The sequence below is a fragment of the Vibrio sp. QJM3NY_35 genome, from assembly GCF_057785915.1.
Map to the genome: position 1 here is coordinate 985,456 of NZ_CM173508.1, position 22,246 is coordinate 1,007,701.

The following is a 22,246-nucleotide window of genomic DNA, read 5'->3' on the forward strand; positions in this document are numbered from 1 at the left end:
CTATGTATAAAGTTATTTTTAATGCGTAAAAATAGGAAACCTAGTGTCAATATCACGCTTTGTATTTGGTTTAAGTTAAATTTATTGGATCAATCACTCATTTGTTTAATATCAATAATATAGGGCGTAGAAGCTAGGCGTAGTTAATAAGGATGAGAGCTCATCCTTATTAATGTGAGATTAATATCACTTTGTAATGTTCTTATTTTTCAAGAGTAATAAAGTTTTCATGTTCTATTTGTTCTTAATATCAATATTAGTAATTTTTATGTATTAGGGACGATAGCTGCACTCAAGGAGAAGCAAAAAAGTAGGTAGATTACGTCAGTTTCATTTGCAGATATTTGCAATTCCTATAAATTCCACTGTGCATTTAAGGAGAAGGTAGGTTTCTTGTGAGCGAAACCACCAGTTATCCATCTTTATCAAAATCTACAGGGCGTAATCGCCACAGTATGTGAGCTGTTACCCAAAAGGAGTTGATGTTGTCTTCATCTATTCAAATTGCGATCACCTATCTGGTGTTGGTTGCGATATCTGTGTTGTTTGCAGAAAGCTCGAAAGCGGTATTAATGTGGTATTTGGTTATCGGATTGGTGACGTTTTTTGTGTACGCGAAAGACAAGCGAGCAGCGATCAATGGTAATTGGCGTGTGCCAGAGAAAACCCTACACATCTTTTCTGCTGTTGGTGGTTGGTTAGGAGCTTTGATCGCACAAGACAAGCTGCGTCATAAAACGCAAAAGCAGCCGTTCCGAGCGATTTATTGGCTGACGGTGGCAATAAATATAGCAGTGTTTATATGGACGCTAACACTAAGTGGGCAGGCGATATTTGGTCGTTGGGTTAGTGAAATTATTGGGTTTCTTTAACGATAATGATGGCTAGTAACTGTGTACTAACCATCAGTAGCTATAGTGAGTCAACTAGAGCATTGGAATCGTTGATGCCAACAGCAAGCCCGCCATGCCATAGTTGAAGCTTTTGATGCGTACTGGTGTTGTTAGCCAGTGTTGCAGTTGTTTGCCTGCTGCCGTCCAGAAGGTCACTGATGGCAAGTTAGCTAGCGTAAAAATGGCTGCGATGATCGCAAGTTCCCACCATGAGCTGCCGCTGCTATAAACGGAAATCGCCGTCAATGCCATCGACCAACCTTTCGGGTTCACCCATTGAAAACTTGCCGCGCCGAGAAAAGTCATCGGCTTATACGCTTCGGTACTCTTGGCTTTGCCGCTCAAAGCTATCTTAATCGCAAGATATACGAGGTAAGCAAGGCTCAGGTATTTCAAGACTTGGTGCGTCACTGGGTACGCGTTGAAAATCCCCATCAAGCCGAAGCCAACCAACAGCAACATGGCTGCAAACCCTAGAGCAATGCCAAGCATGTGCGGAATGGTACGGGTAAAGCCAACATTCGCACCTGATGTCATGAGCATGATGTTATTTGGACCCGGCGTGAAGGTCGAGACAAACGCAAACAAGGCAAGTGCGCTAAGTTGTTCTAAAGGCATAATGGTTCTCCAGCAATAAAATGAACGAAGTGACTGACCGGTCATGACTTTCACGTGTTGAGAAACATAGTAGGTGGAAAGTGAGGCAATTATGTGCTTTTATTTCCTCTATTATCACTAAATGCACAATAATAAGTACTTATGGATAGATTTGACGAAAGGATATTGCAAGAACTTAAGTTGGACGGCAGAATCTCCAACATTGAGCTCTCAGAGCGAATTGGTTTATCGGCTTCAGCGACGTTAAGGCGTGTACAAGATCTTGAACGCAAAGGCATCATTCAAGGTTATCGTGCGGTTCTAGATAACAGCTTAATGGGCGTGGGTTTTATCGCCTACGTATCGATCGGTTTATCAAGCCACAAAAAATCTGCTCAATTGGAGTTTGAAGAGCACGTCGCTATGGAGAAAGAGGTGGTCGAGTGTCACAACATCACCGGTGCCAATGAGTACTTGTTGCGAGTCGAGACTAAAGACTTACCGAGCTATAAGAAGTTTCATGCCGATGTGCTAGGGGAGTGTGCTCAGGTTCAATCCATCACAACCATGGTGGTGATGGATACCCCAAAAGATGAACGTTAATCGAGCTTAATATTAGGAGCGGCACAGTGCCCAATACCAATCAGTTGTTATTGTTCTTAGATGTGGTTCAACAAGGGTCGTTTACCAAAGCGGCAACCTTGCATGATATGGACAATTCCTCACTCTCTAAACAGATAAAAAAACTCGAGCAAGACTTAGGTGTTCAGCTGCTCAACCGTTCTACGCGTTCGTTCTCGTTGACGTCGGCAGGGGAAGATATTTTAGCGCAAACCTATGTGCTGAAAGATACTATTAACCAGATCCAAGGCATTGCTGATTCATACCAGTCTGAACCCAAAGGTGTACTACGAATTACGTCGCCTATCTATTTTGGTCAGCAATATCTGCAACCTATCATCACTCAGTTCATGAGAAAGTACCCTGATGTTCAGATCGTACTTTCACTGGACGATAAGATCGCCAATATTATCGCAGGGCAATTCGATATCGCCTTTCGCTTCAGCAAGCTTGTTGAATCGAATTTGATTGCGAAGAAGATTGCTGACAGTAACTTTATGCTGGTCGCCTCTAATGATTTTGTTAAGCAGCACGGTGAACCTAAGACACCACAAGATTTGCTAGCTTTGCCTGCGGTGATTTATACCAATGGCGATATGACGGTTGATCATTTGCGTATCAGTGAAGAGCCGCATGGCAATACTTTCCAAAGCCTGACGATTCGTGGCAACTATAAGGTGAGTGATGTTCGTACCATGGTCTCTTGCGTAAGAGATGGCCTAGGGTACGGCTTCCTCGACCAGTCAAATCTATACGCATCAATGAAAGAACTCGGCTTGCTCACTTTACTTCCAGAGTATCCAATCTCTACTGCTGATACCGCTATTTATGCCGTTTACCCGCATCGTAAGCAGACCAAGCTAGTGAAAGAATTCATCACTACGGTTCAAGATTATATTGGGTCGCCAACGATTTGGGAGAAGATGCAGCAAGGTTAGCTGGATTTCTAATCGTTCAAACATAAAAAAAGGAGCCTGATCGTCGAACGATCTGGCTTCTTTTTATTGTTCCGGCTATAGCTGATTTACAATGTAAAGTTTAGCCATAGCAGGCGTTAGCTATTCTTTTCTAGGACAAGAGTGGCTATATATTCGAGACTAATAATTGTGGATCACTTCCTTACTACTCGGATAAGCTTTTGTACCCAGCACGTGGCTGTTAATTTCTTTGCCATAGTAGCCTTGGTTGTTGTGGTAATGCTTAGAGTTTGTGGATCTTAGCCGGAAGCACTTGTCTTGCTGCTGCGCCCACAACCCAATCCAACATCACGCCTTTGCCTTCTCTCGTCGGGTCAATCAAGCCTATATCATTGATGTTAACGCCATCGTTTGATTTCATTTTCACCGGTTGTTGTGTGTCACCAATCCAGTGTGCACGCTCACCGAGTTCTTTATGACCAAAGCCGTGTTCAAAGCCTAATGTTCCCGGCTTGATGCCGTCAATCACCATTGCCAACGCATGTGTGGTTGAACTCGGTGTTTCGATAGCAAATACGTCACCGGTTTTGATGCCCGTTGAAGAGGCGTCTTGCGGGTGAATGTAAACTGGGTTCACGCCTTTAATCGATTCCAAGCGTGGTGACAAGTTAGACACTGCACTGTGAATGTTGGACTTAAAGTTAGTCAGAGTAAATGGCCACTCTTTTACTGGGAACTGCTCAGCCAATGGCGTGCCATCTGCCAACTTTTGTGGATACCAAGTCGGGCAACCCATGTACTGCTCGCCACTGATGGTGTTGCGAGAGGTACCAAGCTTTTCATTCCAAATAGCGAGTGGTTTGATCCATTTGTACTTCATGGTTTCATTGGTGTAGGCATTGGTTGCGTCTTCGAAACGACCGCCACGCGCAAAGATATACGCTACTTTGAGCATCTCTTCAGGCTTGAGCGTTTTGTTCATCACAGGAACTAGGCGTTCTAGACCAGACCAAACAATATCTTCCGCATCGACATTCGGCACGCCGCCTTTTACAAATGCTAAGTTTGCTGCAGATCGCAGGTAGAAATCTTCAGCGCTATGAATACCGTGCCAGTTGCCTTGGCTGTCTTTGATTACATTGTCGCCGAAGCCACCTAAGCCAAGCGTTTTCGCTAGATCAATAAAGAAGTTCTCTAGGTTGATCGCGCGTCCGTCTTGAGTGCGTGAGGTTTTAGGCTCAACAATCGGCCAACGAGCGGTGATCGCTTTAGTCGCGACGCCATGCCAAGGTGTTGCCATGCCCCAGCTTTCGTAGGTCACTGTGTCTGGCACTAGGTAATCCGATAATGCTGTGGTCTCATTGATGAAGGCATCGATAGACACGATCAAGCCAAGCTGTTTTGGATCCTTAAGCTTTTCACCCAGCAAGTTGTCTAAACCCGGAACACCATAAAGTGGGTTCGCCATGTGGTTGATCCATGCCTTTGCTCGGTAAGGGTAGCCATCAATCGCAGCTGATAGGTGCTCAGTTAAAAGCGGTGCTGAGATTGGGTACCACGGCGCGCGTGTCGGGTAAGGTGACTCGCCTGCGGCAACGCGACGTTTGTATTCGCTGGTTTTTTGGTACGGGAACTTGCTGCGGGACAAGAATACACCTTGAGGCTTAGTCTTACCCTTGAACTTAGTAAAGTCGTAACGTGGGCCTGCAACCGAAGTTGGGTAGCCGCCCGCTTTCGCCATCGCACCGCCTTTTGCATTGATGTTACCGATCAGCGCGTTCAGCATTAGGATAGAGAACGAGTTGTAGAAGCCGTTGGTGTGCATGTTGCCACCGTGAGTATCAACAACGGCTTTCGTTCCGTAACTGGTGAAGCGTTTCGCTAGTGCAATAATTTGGTCTTGTGGAATTTCACACTGCTCACTGTAGTAAGCAAGGTCATATTTGAAGGCTTCTTCCTTCAATCTTTGTAGAGAAGACTTAACACGAACGGTTTGACCATCGATTTCTACGTCTTGATCTACGAACAGAGCCGCTTCATCTACTTGAACATTTGATGTCAATAGTGACGTTGTCACATTGAGTGCGACAACTGCATCATCGTCAGACATCGGTTCGCCCGCTTCTAGTAAGCCAATATCCGAAGCGCGAAGCATACGCCCGTTCTGAGGGTGTGTTTCATCGCTGATCACGAGGTGAGATGCATTACACCAGTGTGTGGTGCCTGCTTTTTGCATTGCTTGTGCGCTTGGGCGAGATAAGAAGTCGTGATTGTAGCGCTGGTTTTCAATGATCCATTGGATCATGCCTAGAACTAATGCTGAATCGGTGCCCGGTTTGATCGGAAGCCAGTTGTTGCGATCTCCCGCCGCAAGACTTGATGATCCTGCAGGAAGGCTTGGTGTCACTATGGTGTAGCCCAGTTTTCCATTAGTACGCGCCTCAGCAAGTTGTCGTGCTTGACGCTTAAACGGGTTACCCGCTTGAGCTGGAGACATACCGATGAAAAGAATGAATTCTGCGTTGTTGAAGTCAGGCTTTAAGTGCGAGAACTTGTCTAAGTCATTCATGATCGCGCCAGAACCCGCGCGGAATGCGTAGCCACAATAAGATCCGTGGTGACCGAAGTTTCGTGTGCCGTAACTGTTGAATGCAAAGCGCTTCAAGATATCATCACGGCCTTCATTACCGGCATTAGTTACAAGCAGTTGGTTGGCTTTTGGTCCGTATTCAGGGTTGTTTGTATCGAGTGGTGTTTCGATGTCACGAATCGAACGTAAGCCTTCAACTTCGCCTTCACCAAACAAGTCACCACCTTCGGTGATCTCAGAGATAAGCTGCTCGTAGCTGATTGGTTCCCACTTGCCCTCGCCACGCTTACCAACACGTTTGAGCGGTTGAGTGATTCGGTATGGGCTGTTTTGAATCTCTAGCATGCCATTACCACGGGCGCAGGCTGTCGAGCGGTTATTGATGCCGGATTCACCAGACAAGCCAATGTAGGCGTCTTTTACCGGCGTTTTGAACGGGATCTGCTGGTCACTTGATAGCGGGTGATATGGGTTGCCTGAGATACGTAAGATCTCGTCGTTGCGATTATCGATACGTACACGTAAGCCACACAGTGTCCAGCAACCAAAACACATTGATGGTGCCACGCGTTGGTTTGGATTTGGCGTGATCTTACCTTGCTCATCGACACTGTACTCCGTCTCTAACGAATTACCGTGGTGGATGTGGTTGGTTTTCTTGCCAGCTGTGCCATCGATAGCACCGTGAACCATGTGTTTTGTGGTTGTCGCATAACCTGCAGCAAAAGCTCCAACACCACCGGCAGCAAGGCCTGTTTTCAAAAATTGACGACGTTTGTTATCCATGATGACTCCTCAGACTACAAGCTATGTGAGCGGTTAAGTGGTGATGATGTTTTTTGAGCTGATATCGTTTTTGTTCCAGAACCAGTAGACACGATTTCAGAGGCGAACAACGCAAGTGCTAACCAAAGGCCACACATACCAACAATGCCAAGTAAACCTGCGCTACCCATTGGTAATTCATAAGGGAATGCACCCACATCAAAACGTGGAATGGTTTGAACTTCCATCATGGTGACCCAACGTACCGCCCATGCTGAAACTATGGTCGCAAGTGCCACAAGGGTGACTCCAAACTTGCTTTGCGATAGACGTTGCAGCGGAAGAACCAAGATCATGCACAGCAAAATGCTGGTGGTCATGATGCCTAAATTGATGCCCCAAGCGTCGTTCTCATACAAGTTGAAGTGACCATGGTTAGATGCCCAAATCGACGTAAGAATGATGGCAAGACCGCCCGTTAAGGTAATGGTTCTTTGTACCAGTGCGAGGTCTGTTGGTTTTAAGCTTGGTTTGCTTGAAGGCAGCAGAGCCCAAACTAACAGCGTTAAACCCGTTGCAGCAAAGAATGCGGTCGTGAACCAAAGCAATGGAGAAGCCGGTTGATGCCAAAGCGGTCTGCTCGCCAAAATTGCAATCTCGGCACCTGTGTAAAGCGCAATGCTTAAGCCAGAAATAGCCGTCGCAGCAGAGAGTGCAATCATCAGTTTTGTTGAAATCTGCCATTGGCCTAGGGTTAGCCAAGACAGGCGTTTTAGAAGTGGGTTTTCACTCTCTTTAAGTTGTGCGATGTCATCACGTAGGTAAACCCAAGCCGTCGCGACAGCCAGACCAGAAAACAGAGGAAGAAACAGAGAACCCAATGACATCCATGACCAAGGCGTGATGTGAGCGTAGAAGTGCCACGCACGTCCAGGTTGGTGTAAATCTCCGGTTAGTGCTAATGGTCCAACAATTGCGCCAATGGCCATCACAAGCACAAGGGCTGAGCGGAATTGATGACTGGTTGAGTTTTTGAAGATAAGTGCAATCAAAAACAGAATAGCCGCCGCGTAGGCAGAACCAATGTAGAAAAAATATTGAACCGCCCACGGTAGCCAAGCGATCTCTTGAGCGGGAACTAACACCTCGGTGATATTCATGCTGTCTCTCCTTGTTTGCTAGAGGATGAGCTATCAATGGCGGCTGGATCATAAATCGCAGGTTGACCTTCGATATGGCTAACGAATCGCTCATTCATGCCAATATAGAAAACATGTGGGTTGGTATTCTGCTCTGGCTTAAGCACCTTGATGTCATTTTGGTTTTCATTGAGCAGACGGTTGATCTCGCTGTTTGGATCTTTAAGGTCGCCAATGACACGTGCGCCACCGACACAAGTTTCTACACAAGCGGGTAGCAAGCCATCCTCAAGGCGGTGTGCACAGAAGGTACATTTGTCGGCGGTCAATGTGTCGTGGTTAATGAAACGAGCATCGTACGGGCAGGCTTGCACACAGTAAGCACAGGCTACGCAGCGTTCGTTATCGACCATCACAATCCCGTCTTCACGTTGGAAGGTCGCTTGAACAGGACAAACCTTGATGCAAGGTGCGTTGTCGCAGTGGTTACACAGGCGAGGCAGCATGAATGATTTCACTTCTTGTTGAGCCGTCGAACCATCATCAAGGGAGACTTCATACTGTTTTACTGTGGTTCTGAACTGGCCAATTGGTGCTTGGTTTTCAACGCTACAGCCAACAGTACATGCCTGACAGCCCACGCATTTACGCAAATCAATCGCCATGGCGTAGCGTTTGCCTACTTCGCCTTTGCGGTCAGGTTGGTTGTTATTGCGAATGGCTGTGCTCGCGACTGCGGTGTTGATTCCGGTGATAGGAATGAGCGCAGCACCGGCGGAAACTTTGCCGAATTGACTGAGAAACCGTCTTTTCAATGAGTCCATATTGGTACCTATAAATGGGTATTCGTTCTGTTGGGCTCATTGTCAGATTTTGACCGTACACGGGGTATTGTGGATTTCCACATACCCAGATTAAAGTTGATCTAGAACAAATGCGGTTTTAGCAATCTAGCTGTTATGCTTTGTTTCAGAGGATTATTTAAGGCGACTTAAAGCATGAGTTAAGCGTGGAGCATGTCGCTAACCTAAAATGAAGCCAGAATAAATTGGATAAACAGTCCGTTTGGAGAAAGAGATTTCAGTGACCGTTCGAAAACTAATGACCGTTGTCAGCCTTTGTTGGTTGAGCCTAACTGCAGGTGTGTGTGTCGCTGCTCAATCTGAACAAGCGATAGTAGTTCCAAGCACAAGCCCAAACGAAAACACAGATGAACCCGACCAGATTATCGAGGTTGGTGTGTTGGCGACTCGAGGCAAGCTTTCGGCGCAGCAACGTTGGCAACCAACAATGGATTGGTTGTCTGAACACATTCCGGGAAAGCACTTTGTTCTCAAGCCTTTTAATTTGGAAGAGATGGCGGAAGCGGTGAAAGATGTCACGGTCGATTTTGTTGTCACTAATCCCGGTCAGGCGGTTCGCTTAGGGCGTCAATACGCGCTCTCTTGGATGGCGACCATGACCAGTCACAATTATGACGATCAAGGAGTGAGCAGCACGCGCAGTATTGGTTCTGCATTGGTGGTCAGAAGAATGTCACCGTATATCTCGTTTGAGCAGCTGAGTGGAAAGCCAATCGCGGCTGTCTCTGAAAATGCGTTTGGCGGCTACCTGACTATGCGCTATCGAGTAATGCAAGAAGGGCTGAACCCTAATCACTTTTTCTCTAATGCTCAGTTCTTGGGTTTCCCTATTGATGTCAGTTTGTACCAATTGCGAGAAGGACACATTGAGGCGGCAGTCGTCCCAGCTTGTTTGGTTGAAAACATGATTAGCGAAGGTTTGCTGGTGGCTGGGCAATATCGTGTTATCGGTAACCAAGCGCCTGATGGCTTCCGGTGCCAAGTGTCTACACCTCTGTATTCCAATTGGTCGTTTGCTAAGACAGAGCGAGCCTCTTCAGCACTGGCTAAACAAATGAGTCAGGTGCTGTTTTCGATGCCAAAGAGCAGTGCACCAGCTATTGCAGCCAATGCTTCGGGTTGGACGTCACCAACTAGCCTACTTTCCATCGATAAGCTGTATCAGCAACTCGACATGCACCCACTGCAACAGCCATGGTGGAAAGAAGCGTTAATCTGGCTTAAGTACAATCAGCAATGGGCTTGGGCGTTCTTCATTCTGGTGGTGTTACTGAATGCTTACCACTTCTGGTTGGAGTACAAATTCAGCCGCAGTAAGAAACAGTTAGAATCTACATTACACAAGCTAAAAAGTAAGAGCGAGCAGCTAGAGCATTCTCAGCGAATCGCGGTAGTTGGTGAGTTAGGAAGCAGTTTGGCGCATGAGATCAATCAGCCCTTGGCAGCGATTCGTAACTACAGCGAAGGCGGTTTATTGCGGATTTCGAAGAACAAACCATTGACCGATATTGAACCTGTTTTTGAGAAAATTCAGTCTCAAGTGGATAGGGCAGACGCGATCATTCAACGCTTAAGAAACATGATAAAAAAACGCTCAGCAGAGAAGTCAAAGGCGGATATAGAGCAGTTGCTAACGGACACTATCGAGTTGCTGCAATTCCGCCTTGAACAGCACCAAATTATCATTGAGCGTTACGTCGTTGGTCGACCTATTGAGGTCTATATTGACCCTGTGGGCCTCCAACAAGTGATAGTCAACCTTATCAACAATGCGACCGATGCGTGTAATGCCCAGCAGCAGCGCGCGATGTCTGATATTGATAACAAAAACGCCGAGCCAGCGACAATTAAAGTGATTACCGAGTATCAAGCCGATAAAATGATGTTGTCGGTTATCGACAATGGCACCGGATTAGATTTTACCGAGCATCAAGTGACTCAAGCTTTTGTGAGCAGCAAAGAAAACGGTTTGGGTCTAGGGCTTGCGATATGCCAAGACGTAATTGAAGACCACAGCGGTCAAATGAGCATTACGTCTCTCACGCCACATGGTTGTCACGTCGCGGTGACGTTGCCTTTCTCTCTTTCAAATGATTCATGAGGAATCTTGTTATGTCTGAACTTCATCAAACGTTACCGGTCTATGTGGTTGATGACGATGAATCAATGCGCGATTCATTGGTGTTCTTGCTGGAAGAGCATGATTTTACGGTGTCTGCCTATCAAGACGGTCCGAGTTTTCTCGATGCCGTTGATTTAAGTGCGGCTGGATGTGTGGTGCTCGATAGCAGAATGCCTGAGATGAGAGGGCAGCAAGTGCATGAACTGATGTTGAAAGCGCAGAGCCCGCTTTCGGTGATTTACTTGACGGGTCACGGTGACGTGCCAATGGCTGTTGAAGCCCTGCAAGCGGGGGCGGTGAATTTTTTCCAAAAGCCAGTTAAAGGTGGTGAATTGGCAGAGGCGATCAAGCAAGGGTTAGAAGCCTCTGAAAGGCATCGACACATGAACGTGTATCGCCAAGCCTATGCATCGTTAACTGAGCGTGAAATAGACATTCTTAAACAAATTATCGACGGTAAGCGTAACCAAAAAATTGCCGACGAATTGTGCATCGCAATGAGAACCGTAGAAGTACACCGAGCGAGTTTGATGAAGAAGTTTTCTGCGAAAACGGTCGCTGAGTTGGCATACATTTATGGGCAGCTTACCTAACCATAAAGATAAGAAGTTGAAGGTGAAAAATCATTACCTTGACCACTGGTTTTCTGATGAAAGGTAGTCTTCATAAATAATCGATATTGAAGCAAGATCACACCGTTTATGGAGTGCATAAAGATAGGTGTTAGTAGACTTTTTATCGCTATGTATTCCTGAGATACTGAACTCAGTTCATTTTAGGGCGGAACGTTTTAATAACGGCGCTTTTCCCTGTCATTCGAAACATTCACTATAGGTTGATCGCACCTCGATATCGGGGATGATATCAGCCGAGTTAGGTTAAAATATTTTATGAGTACAATGGGAATCGCAATTGGTGCGACGGCTCTTTCGTTAATACTTGTTGCTGTGTGGCTGATCTCTTTATCGCTAAGGAAGCAGCGCTTAGAACAAGAGCGTAAGGCTCGTGCTGTCGCGTACCGAAAAGCGATTGAAAAAGCGCGCATCCAAGAGCAAAAAGAGCGTCACTTCAAAGCCGAGACCGGACATGTACCGTCGATTCTGTATTTGGCGAAAGAAGCTGAACGGAACAATATTAAGGAAGCTCTGTATTGGTACGATAAAGCGGCGCAACTCGATAATGTCAATGGTATGTATGGCATTGTACGTCTGAGTATGAAGCGTAAAGAAGACCTGATTTTAAGAGAGAAGGCCAACTTTTGGCAGCTAGCAATATCTGCTCTAGATAATGATATGTCTGCGAAATTCGAGATGGGTAAAGCGCTCGTCTTTGGTCGTGGAACTGATAAGAACATCCCTAAAGGTTATACCTATATCGAAGAGTCTGCGACTGGTGGTAATACTGAAGCGATGCTGTTTATTGGTGATTGGTGTTTGGATAAAGAAAATCCTGATTATTCGGCTGAAAGCTCTGTCGAGTGGTACCAGATGGCCGCTGAGAAAAATAACCTAGACGGCAAGATCAAACTCGGCATGAGTTATTTGAACGGTATTGGTGTTGAACCTAACCATGGTGAGGCAGTTTACTGGTTTGAGACGGCCGCAGAAAAGAACAGTGCAGAAGCGATGTTTAGAGCCGGTGAAGCTTGGATAGACCATGGTGAGCACGGCAACGCTATTGCCTACATCTGGTTATTTCTCTCAGCTCATTTTGGTTATTCAGAAGCTAAGCACTTGAGAGATAAAGTAGGTGGGGAGCTTGGCGTAGATGCCGTCGTGGGCTTACAAGCTCTGACTAAGCCGATAATGACTAAGCTGACCCAAGAAGCGATCACTAAACACTCAATCATTAAAGCGCTCAACAAGCTCTATAAACGCAACATACCAATTCCTAAGAAGGTGAAAGAAGCGCTCGATGAAGAAGGTAATGAGTTGAATGTAGATGCGAGCCACTTAGAGACTCAAACGGTGAATGCTCAAGATACGAATGTCGATTACAGCCAACAACCTACTACCGAGCATGCGACAACAGAGAAGCGCGCAAATCAGAATAGTGACCCGCTAGACTTCAGTCAGTCCGCTGTGGGGTCTGACTGGAACAGAAGCTAGTAGATTGCACTTACTGGTTGTGTGCTGTTGATAGGCAGTTATAGCTCTAATAGAGAAACTCAAGACAACAAAAAGGGAAGCTGATGCTTCCCTTTTTATTTGTGTGCTATTTGCTTTTAGAGCTTAGAGCTAAAAGTTCATTAAGCTTTGTTTTGTTCAGCTTTACATACAGCCGCAGTGAATACGACGTCAGTTGAGCTGTTAAGCGCTGTTTCAGCAGAATCTTGAATCACACCGATAATGAAACCTACCGCTACAACCTGCATCGCTACATCGTTTGAAATACCGAATAGGCCACATGCTAGAGGAATAAGTAGCAGAGAACCGCCAGCAACCCCCGATGCGCCACATGCTGATACGGCAGCTACAAGGCTGAGTAGAATTGCTGTGAAGATATCAATCTCAATACCCATAGTGTGTACAGCAGCAAGCGTTAACACAGTGATGGTGATTGCAGCGCCCGCCATGTTGATCGTTGCGCCTAGTGGGATAGATACAGAGTAAGTATCTTCGTCTAGGTTTAGCTTCTTACAAAGGTTCATGTTCACTGGGATGTTTGCAGCGCTTGAACGAGTGAAGAATGCAGTTACGCCAGACTCACGAATACATTGCAGTACAAGTGGGTATGGGTTCTGTTTTGTTTTTACAAATACAAGCAGTGGGTTAACAACAAGTGCGATGATCAGCATTGAACTTAGCAGAACCGCTAATAGTTGACCGTAGCTTGCTAGAGCATCGAAGCCCGTTGTCGCAAATGTTGTCGAAACAAGGCCAAAGATACCAAATGGCGCAAGACGGATAATGAAGCGAACAATATGCGAAACACTGTGGCTTAGGTCTTCGAAAACCGCTTTGGTTGTCGCCGATGCGTGGTGCAGTGCAAGGCCAAGACCGATTGCCCAAGCAAGAATGCCGATGTAGTTCGCGTTCATTAGCGCGCTAACTGGGTTGTCTACAAGCTTGAATAGAAGAGTATGAAGAACTTCAGCAATACCTTGAGGAGGGTTAGCACCTTCAGCGCCAGCAACCAGTGTCAAAGTGGTTGGGAACATGAAGCTCAGTACTACAGCAGTCAGTGCAGCAGAGAACGTACCAATCAGGTAAAGCACAATGATCGGACGCATATGAGTATGCTGACCTTTCTTTTGGTTTGCGATAGAAGCTGCAACAAGAATGAATACTAAAATTGGGGCAACAGCTTTCAGAGCGCCAACAAACAGACTACCTAGTAGGCCTGCATCTTGAGCTGCTGAAGGAGACACCATGGCGAGAACGACACCGAAAACAATACCAGCAAGGATCTGTAGAACGAGATTTCCACGAGCGATGCGGGCGAGCATGTTGTGATTTTGCATAAAATACCTGCAATTGTTAATTTATTATAGTGATGTATCTTTTTATAAAGTTGTACCAAATCCGACTATACACTAGTGGAATGGGCGGTCATATTAGCGAGATCTAAGAGGGTGTCTAGGAATAGTTTACTTTTAGGGTAATTGTTTGCGCTACGTGGTGTTTTTAGAGCTAAATGTTAAATTAATGTATTTTGATTGAGCTATAAATCTACAAAATGACATTTAATAGACTCAATATACTGTAAATTTGGAAATGTAAACGACTATTGGTAAGAACATTGTGTGCATAAATAGTCACACTAAGACCAAATTGAAACAAAAAGCCCCACGTGTTTAACACTATGGGGCTAAGCTTGTCTCAAATACAACTTATAGTCGTTAACTTAAAGGTTTAGTCAGAAGCTTTTTTAAGATTTCGACTTTCTGATTGCACGGTTTTGTACATTTTAGAAAGCTGTTTACTGTTCGCTCTCTGTTCTGCCAATGAGGCTCCATTTCTTGCTTGCTCTCTGAGTAGCTTCTCATAGTTAGAGAATCGTCTTTCAGAAAGCTTACCGCTTTCAATGGCTTTGCGTATTGTGCATCCTGGTTCTGACTCATGACTGCAATCAGAAAAGCGACAATGCATCGCTAACTCTTCCACATCCGAAAAGGTTTCACTTACTCCTTCAGCACAATCGGCGAGTTGTAACTCTCGCATACCAGGAGTATCGAGCAGTAAACCACCCGATGTTAGCAAGTGGAGCGATCGTGACGTGGTTGTATGACGGCCTTTGCTGTCGTCTTCACGAATACCGCCCGTTTCTTGCTGAGTTTCGCCAAGTAGCGAGTTCACGAGTGTCGATTTACCGACACCAGACGAACCCATCAAAGCCACCGTTTTGCCTGTTTTACACCAAGGTGACAATACTTGAGTTGATTCTTGGTCTAGGCTGTTCACTGCTTCGATCATCAGCATAGAATCTAAGCTTTGAACTTGTTGTACTTTGTCTTGGTAGTCGTCACACAAGTCTTTCTTGGTAAGTACGATAACCGCTTCAACCTGTGCTTCATTGGCGAGTGCTAGATAGCGTTCGATGCGGCTTAGATTAAAGTCGTTATTTAACGAAACCACGATAAAAACGGTGTCGATATTGGATGAAATATATTGTTCAGCTACGCGACTGCCTGCCGCTTTACGGCGAAAGAGCGATTGACGGTCTAGTAAACGGTCGAATTGCAGATCAGAGTTCAACATCACCCAGTCGCCAACCGTCATTGCCGGTTGGTTTTGATGAACGGGTAGAACGATTTCGCCTTGTTCTGACGCAAGCGTATAGCCGCTGCGATGGTGCGCGGTAATACGAGCAATGACGGAATGGTCATAGTCTTCGAGTGTCAGTTGTTGTTGGAATACAGGTTGCCATCCAAGTTGTTGAAGTGACATTGGATGAGAAAATGCGTTTTGTGAATTCATGTCTATTTACCCAGACGTGCGAGCTTTCTTTTCTTGTTAGAGCATTAAAGTCTTATCACTGCATTAAAGTCTTATGAGAGCATTAACTTCTTGTGAGATCTCTTATTGTTGATGAGATCAAAAGAGTTAATGAGATCAAAAAGAGTTGCTGAGATTAAAAAGCGTCGAGACGTCAAAAATGTTTTGAGCTTGGGTCGAATTCAAATAGATAGGACCCCGGATTTAGTCATGCGCTATTGGGCATGCAGGTATTGATCACTTACGATCAATAGTAAACCGGGTAAAAGTGTGCGGTCGTCACGGGTGACGAGGTGTTGGTCGCTCGGTATTTAAGTTTGATTAACCAAACAAATTAACGCGCTACTTTTACTGCCAGTTTTAGTGTTTTCATTACAATCATCTTCTATTCTCCTTGGTTATTTATGTGTTCAGGCTTTGAATAAAAAGCGAACTCAGTTTAACAAAAAGCCACGATGGCGAGAAGTCATCGTGGCTTAAATTATTTTATCAATTGTGAATACGATTAATGATGATCGTGATTCATCTTTTTCATGCCGCTCATTACTTTCTTAACCGGCGCATCGAAGGTCTGCGTTTCACCATTAGCGAAAGTCAGTGTCATCTGGATTTTCTCACCTTCTTTTAGGCTGCTTGCTAGGTCGAACAACATGATGTGTAGGCTACCTGGTTTAAGTACTGCTTCACCGTTCGCAGGGATGGTGATCTCTTGAACTTGGCGCATTTTCATAACATCGCCATCCATGATTACATCATGAAGTTCTACTTTACCTGCTGCAGGTGTTGTTGCAGAAACAATAGCGCGATCTTTATCGCTGTGGTTCATCAGAGTCGTGAACACCGCGCTGTTCACTGCTGAAGGCGGGGTTGCACGAGCGTACGCGTCATGAACCATAATGTCGCTACTAGCCTGAGCAAAAGGGGTGAGCAATAAGCCTGCTAGAGCAAGTGCTTTTAACTTCATGTTGTTGTCCTTAATTTTTATGTTTTTGGTCTGGGACCTGACTTTTTGTTCGAACTTTATTAGTTAAGTTCTTTATTTTTCTATACGTTGTTCCTAGTCGTTGATGACTTGGTACGCTAGCGTGTTAACGTGTTGATGGCCTCAACAATTGGCGCTGGCGTCAACGTGTGCGGTACTTTAGTAATCAAAGTACCGTCGGGCTTTAAAAAATAGAAATATGAGCTGTGGTCTAAGGTGTATCCCAACTCTGAACCTTCAAGCTTAGTTTTTCTGAAAATAACACCGTAGTTATGGGCCAGAGTAGTGGTGACATCCAATGGACCACTTAATCCTTCCATCATCGGGTGGAAGTATTGCGCGTATTCATACGAGGCTTCTGCTGCATCACGCTCAGGGTCGAGAGAGACAAACATCGGGCGAATCTTGGCTTTTGCTTCATCAGAAACTTGGTTAAGTGCTCCGGCCAACATAGCCAAAGAAGTAGGGCATACATCTGGGCAACGTGTGAAACCGAAGTAAACGATACGAATTCTGTCATCGGTTTGGTCAAAGATTTCCGTTGGTTGGTTGTCTTTGCCGAAAAGAGTCGTTGCGGAGAACTTTTGTTTTGCAGCGTGTTGTTCTTGAACTTCGTTTTGCCCATCAAGATAGCTTTTGACACCAAAGCCAAGTACAAAAGCGACAACCAATGCTAACGACCAATTTCTACTCATCTTGTCATCCTTATTGCAGGGTTTACAGTATCGACACCATCAGTGAGTTCACCGATCCATGTCATTTTATCTAAAGTACATACAGGTAAAATCACTTCACCTTCATAGGTATTATTGCCAATGCTCTTCAATTGAAAACGCGCTGATCCCATTTCCATTTCTAAACCTGTGAGCGATAACATCAGTGTCTCAGATGCAGCACCTTCCCAAACGACCTTTATCTTTGTGGGTAGAAGAGGTTGCGCGGTTTCGCGATCAAGCGACATTGAAATGGATTCCTGCTCACACGATATGGTTGAAAGCATGCAGTAGTCATCCAAGTTGACTTCGGCAGTTGAGTGCTCCATCGCTGATTTAAACTGTTGAATTGCTTGCGGCCCATAAAAACCTGCCACGAGAGCAATGCCAAGAGCCACCACCTTTAATGCTGGGTGCATGTCGTGTTCTCATCTAATTTTATAAGAGCGGCGATGTTATCATACCCCTCAATACGTGCTTGTATCAAAAAGCAATTTTGTGCGTATGGTAGAACTAAAAAAGCGAAGCCATTGGCTTCGCTTTTGTCTATTTCATCGAGAGGTGAGCTTAGTATTTCTAAGCATTATCCGTTCTAAACGCTTTCCAGAAGTTGGTTGAATGATTAGTCAGCGTTGCGCTCTGCAAATTTCTCTAGTCCTAGAACCAAGGCAATAGCAGCCAACATCATCACAATCGCCATTACCAGCTGAGAAGGCTGAGAGGTTACGGCTTCAAAATCAAACGGTGACAGATTTTCTTGAAGTAGAGGAACTTGCTCACCCTTTGAATTTGTACGCCAGCTGATGGTTTCTTTCCACGGCCAAATCTTAGGCAGCGTACCGATCATCAAACCAGTTAAGAACACTAATGTGAAATCGCGGAATGAGCGCAGTAACCAAGAAAGTACGTGCGAGAAAGTCAGTAGGCCAATCACACAGCCACTAAGGAATAGCGCAAGCACATCGATTTGGAACTCTTTAACCGCACCAAGAACCGGACCATACATACCAATCAATAGCAGAATGAAGCTACCCGAGATACCCGGCAAAATCATCGCACAGATCGCAATCGCACCCGCAATGAGAACATTGATGCTGGTTGGTTCCATTTGCAGCGGCTTAAGCACGGTGATGCTGTATGCGAAGGCAACACCAAGCAGCAAAAACACGAATCGAATCACATCGCGCTTTTCTACTTGCTTAAGAATATGGAAAACCGACACCAAGATAAGGCCAAAGAAGAACGACCATAAAGGAACAGGGTGCGTGACCAATAGCCAAGAGATGAGTTTCGCAAATGTCGCGATGCTGGTGAAAACGCCCGCGAACAATGAGATTAGGAAAAAACCATTGATGTGGCTAAACGCGGCCTTGAAGCCTTCACGTTTCCATAAGCCAAGTACGTTAGGGTTAATTCTTCGAATGCTTTCTAGCAGCGTATCGTAGATACCAGTAATGAATGCGATGGTCCCGCCTGACACGCCAGGGACAACGTCGGCTGCGCCCATTGCCATGCCTTTGAAAAAAGTACTTAAGTAGTTCATTGCTTCATAGAGTTGAGTGTGATTTTGTGCAGTATACAAACTTTAGTGTAAAAAAAGTATGAATATGCCATTGGGGAAGGGCTTTTATTACTCTCTTAATTGTAAGGCAATAAGTTGAACTGAACATTTGCCTAACATTTAAAATACAACCACTTAGTAATTTGTCATTAAGAGCAGAGATGAAACTGATCTCTTATCGATATTGCATCTTGGTTGCATTATGCAAATGCACTTTGCAATTCGCATGACAAATTCATGGTTTTTATGCGATGCAGGGCTTATAAAACGTCGAATAAAAGTTGGCACGCTAACTGCATTATGTACATTGACCCTTCTTAAGCCGAGGGTCACCTAGCCAACTGACGTTGTTAGTGAACCTATTGATTTGTTCACAAATATATAGAGCCAATCGCGATTATTGCGGTTGGCTATTTTTTGCCTGTCGTTTGGTGATTGTCTTTTTTCTTTTCCAGCTCCTACATTTTTAAGCTCTAAACTTCAGATGAAAAAAAAGCCAGCCACCATTGGTGACTAGCTTAAGCTTTTCTCGAATCAATCTCGATTCCGTTTTAGTACCCCATCAACTGCAGCAAGTTCTCCGCCGTGCTGATTGCTTCTTTACGGTTAGCAATGTTGAGCTTTTGATAAAGGTTACGGATGTGAGTTTTGATCGTGGTCCCCGCTACATCGAGCTCTTGAGCGATTTGCTCATTACTGAACCCAGAATAGATCAGACCAAGTACTTGCCATTCACGCTGGGTGAGTGGGCTAGTGCGCACAAGCTCAGGAATATTCGGGTGATTAACCAAGTTCTCAACAAAGTCTTCATCGAAGTGAACCGAGCGGCTGCGTTGGGTGGTTGAGATATCTTTCATGATCTGTTGAGCGCGATGGCGTTCTAAGTCACCTAAGCCTGGCTTGTTGCTCAATTTATCCAAGATATGCCCGATAGTTCCACCGTCGACTAAGAAGTTACCAACCATACCGGTTTGGTTGGTCATATGAAGCGCTTCTTCAAGTAGCACGCGTGCGCTGTCTTCATCGTTAATTTGTGTACGCAACACCGCTTCAACGATCAAGTTTCGGTTGGTGTCTGTAATCAGATGTGAACGCTGCGCTTCACTCTTAAGAAAAATCAGCGCTTCTTCCGCATCTTCATACTGCTCAAGGATGATGTGAGAACGTACGATGTTTCGCCATTGAAGCTGGCAGAAGTGGTTACTTGCCGATTCAGGTCGAACCGCCACGCTTAGCCAATCACGGATTGCCTCTTTATTGCCTTTTACTTGCCAGAATAGAATCAAAGAAAGAGAAGCATTTGCGGTCCAATCTACGTGGTAAGTTGATTGACGTAGCAGGTGTTGAATTTGGTCGATAAACTTCGACGCTTTATCAATCTCGCCACGGCTCAATGAAATTCGAGCCAGCATTGAGTAACTGTGCAGGTGTTTACTTGGTGAGTGGTGACCAAGGATATCTAAGCCTTTGTAGCAACATTCTTCCGCTTCATCTAGTCGGTTCCAACACCAGAAGATCTGAGCGCGAACACGTAGCAAAAATTCATGCAGAGGCACGTATTGAAGCTGATGCTCTTCAATCAATTTGAATGCACTGTCTTGTAGCTCAAATGCAGCTTGAACATAACCTTGAGCAATCAAGATTTCGCTTTGTTGCAGAATCGCCCACAGAGCCTGATGATAAACCTGATACTGACGTGCCAGTTTTTCTGTTTGTTGCATCATCGGTAGCGCACGACTGAGGTTACCCATTACGTGATTCACTTCGCCAACAACCGAGGTTGCGACAATACGGCTACGATAAACAGTGGTGTTCAGTTGGCTTAACGAAAGCTCAGCCAGTTCTAACGCTTTTTCAGGTTCATTGCTGTTGATGGCAACTTGGGCGCGCAAGGCGTTGTATTGCCCTTGCTGCTGAGTATCGAGTTCAATGTTTCGCGCTTGATATTGAGTCTCAGCTTCTTCCAGCAAAGTACCCACTTGGTCATAACGGTGCTGACTTTGTGCAAGCCAAGCGCGTAGCATCGAAAGCTTTGGCTCACTGTATAGTTGATCTGTGGTTAGCTGTTTGATCGCCATTTCTAATGACGAAAGCTCACCTTGGTTGAACATCGGCCAACCGTGCTCAGTCAGGATTTGAATGATCAGTTCTGGATCTTCAGCGCGCTGTGCGTGACGTAGTGCTTGGTGTGGTGTGTTTTGCTTGATCCACGCTTTTGCAGCACTTCGATGCAGTTCAGCTTCTTGCTGAGGAATTCGAGCTTGGCGCTCATGTGCGAGGAATTCACCAAACAAGTTATGGAAGCGATACCAGTTCTTTTCACCTTCAAGCGGGTAGATGAACAAACCAAAACGGTTGAGTGATTCGATCATACCTAACGCATCTTCACGCTGTGTAAGTGCACACACAAGCTCATCGTTGAAGTGATCAAGCACAGAACATTGCATCAAGAACTGTCGGGTTTCTTTGTCTAGCAGGTCGAATACTTCTTCAACCAAGTAGTCCCAAAGATGGGCGTGGTTAAAGTGAGAGAATGACTCTGCGGACTGTGCAAGAGTGCGTTTTTGGTGTTGTGCTTGTAGCGCGATAAGTTGTAGTGCAGAAGGCCAACCTTCTACATAACTACAAATGCTGTCTGCCGTGGTGTCATCAATGCCGTCGGCTACGCGTTGGTTGAAAAAGCGTGTGGTTTCTTCGGTATCAAACGCCAACGAGTCATTACCTAATTCGATCATTAAGTCACGAACGCGCAGGTTTGCTGTACCAAGTGGTGGCGTACCACGACTGGTGACAACCAACGTTAGGTTATCGGGCATGTGTTTGAGGAAGAAGCGCATGGCTTCGTGGATGTCGTCATTGTTGACCAAGTGATAGTCATCCAACACCAGAAAGCACTCGTGATGGAATTCCGACATCTCGGCAAATACTTCACTTAATAAAGAATGCAGCGATGAAAACTGTCGCTTTTCTGCCAGTTTTTGGGCATTCGGACAGGCATTTTGAGTCGCTTTATTAAGTGATTGAAGTAGGTAGTTGATAAAGCGGAAGGCATCATTGTCGCTATCATCAATGCTGTACCAACCCACATTAGGTTTATCTACCAACCATTGTGCAGCCATGGTGGTTTTGCCGTAGCCCGCTGGAGAGCGGAACAACACAAGCTTATAGCAATCTGCATTGTGAAGCAGATCGAGAACCCTAGGTCGTAGGATTGCATTATGTAAGCGGCCGGGACGAGTCAGTTTCGAAGGGATCCACATATCGAAGTTTTACACCTATTCCGTGGCTATGTTCTGAAATATCCCAATCTATCGTTGAGTGTACTCCAATGACATGAGCCTAATTACTTAAGTCTTTACTCATATTACGTGAAGCCAAACGTTACCGACTACGATCCTCCTCAGAAACCTTGCACTCCTGCATGTTTTTGGGTGTCTACGCCCTTTATTTGAGACTTTGCTCACGTTGCGGGTTGATTTGTGAATGTGACTTCGTTCATCCCTACACGGGAATCTATGCAAAAGATGAGAGTTGGAAATTATTTTC

The 22,246-nt window shown here is 45.3% G+C and carries 17 protein-coding genes; 6 read left to right on the forward strand and 11 right to left on the reverse strand.

Translation table 11 applies throughout. The annotated features are described in order from the left end of the window. Positions 1-482: 482 nt before the first annotated feature. The gene (locus AC3CH3_RS19840; RefSeq protein ID WP_019824749.1) at positions 483-872 is read left to right on the forward strand and encodes a DUF1294 domain-containing protein; all 390 of its coding nucleotides are present in this window, start codon (positions 483-485) and stop codon (positions 870-872) included. A 54-nt stretch (positions 873-926) separates the two neighbouring features. Here AC3CH3_RS19840 and AC3CH3_RS19845 read toward each other — a convergent pair whose 3' ends face one another. After that, complete coding sequence (locus tag AC3CH3_RS19845; protein WP_029405616.1) at positions 927-1,511, reverse strand: LysE family translocator; 585 nt, start codon at positions 1,509-1,511, stop codon at positions 927-929. A gap of 141 nt (positions 1,512-1,652) precedes the next feature. On the opposite strand from AC3CH3_RS19845, the gene AC3CH3_RS19850 reads away from it, so the two are divergent. Together AC3CH3_RS19850 and AC3CH3_RS19855 are read left to right on the forward strand one after the other, a co-directional pair. Then, positions 1,653-2,093: an Lrp/AsnC family transcriptional regulator gene (locus AC3CH3_RS19850; RefSeq protein WP_060980634.1), complete on the forward strand. Its 441-nt coding sequence runs from the start codon at positions 1,653-1,655 to the stop codon at positions 2,091-2,093. Between the two features lie 26 nt (positions 2,094-2,119). Next, positions 2,120-3,049, forward strand: a complete 930-nt coding sequence (locus AC3CH3_RS19855) for a LysR family transcriptional regulator (RefSeq protein ID WP_488538197.1) — start codon at positions 2,120-2,122, stop codon at positions 3,047-3,049. Positions 3,050-3,311: 262 nt separating this feature from the next. On the opposite strand, the gene AC3CH3_RS19860 is transcribed toward AC3CH3_RS19855, so the two are convergent. From AC3CH3_RS19860 to dsrO, 3 genes are read right to left on the reverse strand one after another with little or no spacing between them, the layout of a single operon-like run. Next, the gene (locus AC3CH3_RS19860) at positions 3,312-6,404 is read right to left on the reverse strand and encodes a molybdopterin-dependent oxidoreductase (RefSeq protein ID WP_488538198.1); all 3,093 of its coding nucleotides are present in this window, start codon (positions 6,402-6,404) and stop codon (positions 3,312-3,314) included. Positions 6,405-6,418: 14 nt separating this feature from the next. After that, a complete protein-coding gene (gene nrfD, locus AC3CH3_RS19865) occupies positions 6,419-7,543 on the reverse strand; it encodes an NrfD/PsrC family molybdoenzyme membrane anchor subunit (protein ID WP_488538199.1) in 1,125 nt (374 codons plus the stop codon). After that, positions 7,540-8,346: a sulfate reduction electron transfer complex DsrMKJOP subunit DsrO gene (dsrO, locus tag AC3CH3_RS19870; RefSeq protein ID WP_488538200.1), complete on the reverse strand. Its 807-nt coding sequence runs from the start codon at positions 8,344-8,346 to the stop codon at positions 7,540-7,542. Before dsrO ends, nrfD begins: the two co-directional genes overlap by 4 nt. Positions 8,347-8,605: 259 nt before the next feature. On the opposite strand from dsrO, the gene AC3CH3_RS19875 reads away from it, so the two are divergent. The 3 genes from AC3CH3_RS19875 to AC3CH3_RS19885 all read left to right on the forward strand — a co-directional run bounded on the left by AC3CH3_RS19875 (position 8,606) and on the right by AC3CH3_RS19885 (position 12,615). Next, positions 8,606-10,486, forward strand: coding sequence for a sensor histidine kinase (locus AC3CH3_RS19875; protein WP_488538201.1), 1,881 nt, complete (start codon positions 8,606-8,608; stop codon positions 10,484-10,486). Positions 10,487-10,497: 11 nt separating this feature from the next. Continuing rightward, positions 10,498-11,100, forward strand: a complete 603-nt coding sequence (locus AC3CH3_RS19880; RefSeq protein ID WP_488538202.1) for a response regulator transcription factor — start codon at positions 10,498-10,500, stop codon at positions 11,098-11,100. Between the two features lie 297 nt (positions 11,101-11,397). Beyond that, positions 11,398-12,615, forward strand: a complete 1,218-nt coding sequence (locus AC3CH3_RS19885; RefSeq protein ID WP_488538203.1) for a tetratricopeptide repeat protein — start codon at positions 11,398-11,400, stop codon at positions 12,613-12,615. Positions 12,616-12,755: 140 nt separating this feature from the next. On the opposite strand, the gene sstT is transcribed toward AC3CH3_RS19885, so the two are convergent. The 7 genes from sstT to malT form a co-directional block, all read right to left on the reverse strand. After that, positions 12,756-13,970: a serine/threonine transporter SstT gene (sstT, locus tag AC3CH3_RS19890; RefSeq protein ID WP_132942507.1), complete on the reverse strand. Its 1,215-nt coding sequence runs from the start codon at positions 13,968-13,970 to the stop codon at positions 12,756-12,758. Between the two features lie 391 nt (positions 13,971-14,361). Continuing rightward, positions 14,362-15,426: a ribosome small subunit-dependent GTPase A gene (gene rsgA, locus AC3CH3_RS19895; protein ID WP_488538204.1), complete on the reverse strand. Its 1,065-nt coding sequence runs from the start codon at positions 15,424-15,426 to the stop codon at positions 14,362-14,364. Positions 15,427-15,949: 523 nt separating this feature from the next. After that, positions 15,950-16,408, reverse strand: a complete 459-nt coding sequence (locus AC3CH3_RS19900; RefSeq protein ID WP_488538205.1) for a copper chaperone PCu(A)C — start codon at positions 16,406-16,408, stop codon at positions 15,950-15,952. Between the two features lie 116 nt (positions 16,409-16,524). After that, positions 16,525-17,121: an SCO family protein gene (locus AC3CH3_RS19905; RefSeq protein WP_488538206.1), complete on the reverse strand. Its 597-nt coding sequence runs from the start codon at positions 17,119-17,121 to the stop codon at positions 16,525-16,527. Next, positions 17,118-17,558, reverse strand: a complete 441-nt coding sequence (locus tag AC3CH3_RS19910; protein ID WP_488538207.1) for a hypothetical protein — start codon at positions 17,556-17,558, stop codon at positions 17,118-17,120. Before AC3CH3_RS19910 ends, AC3CH3_RS19905 begins: the two co-directional genes overlap by 4 nt. Positions 17,559-17,761: 203 nt before the next feature. After that, positions 17,762-18,682, reverse strand: a complete 921-nt coding sequence (locus AC3CH3_RS19915) for a polyprenyl-phosphate transporter (RefSeq protein ID WP_488538208.1) — start codon at positions 18,680-18,682, stop codon at positions 17,762-17,764. Positions 18,683-19,251: 569 nt separating this feature from the next. Beyond that, positions 19,252-21,960: an HTH-type transcriptional regulator MalT gene (gene malT, locus AC3CH3_RS19920; protein ID WP_488538209.1), complete on the reverse strand. Its 2,709-nt coding sequence runs from the start codon at positions 21,958-21,960 to the stop codon at positions 19,252-19,254. Between the last annotated feature and the right edge of the window lie 286 nt (positions 21,961-22,246).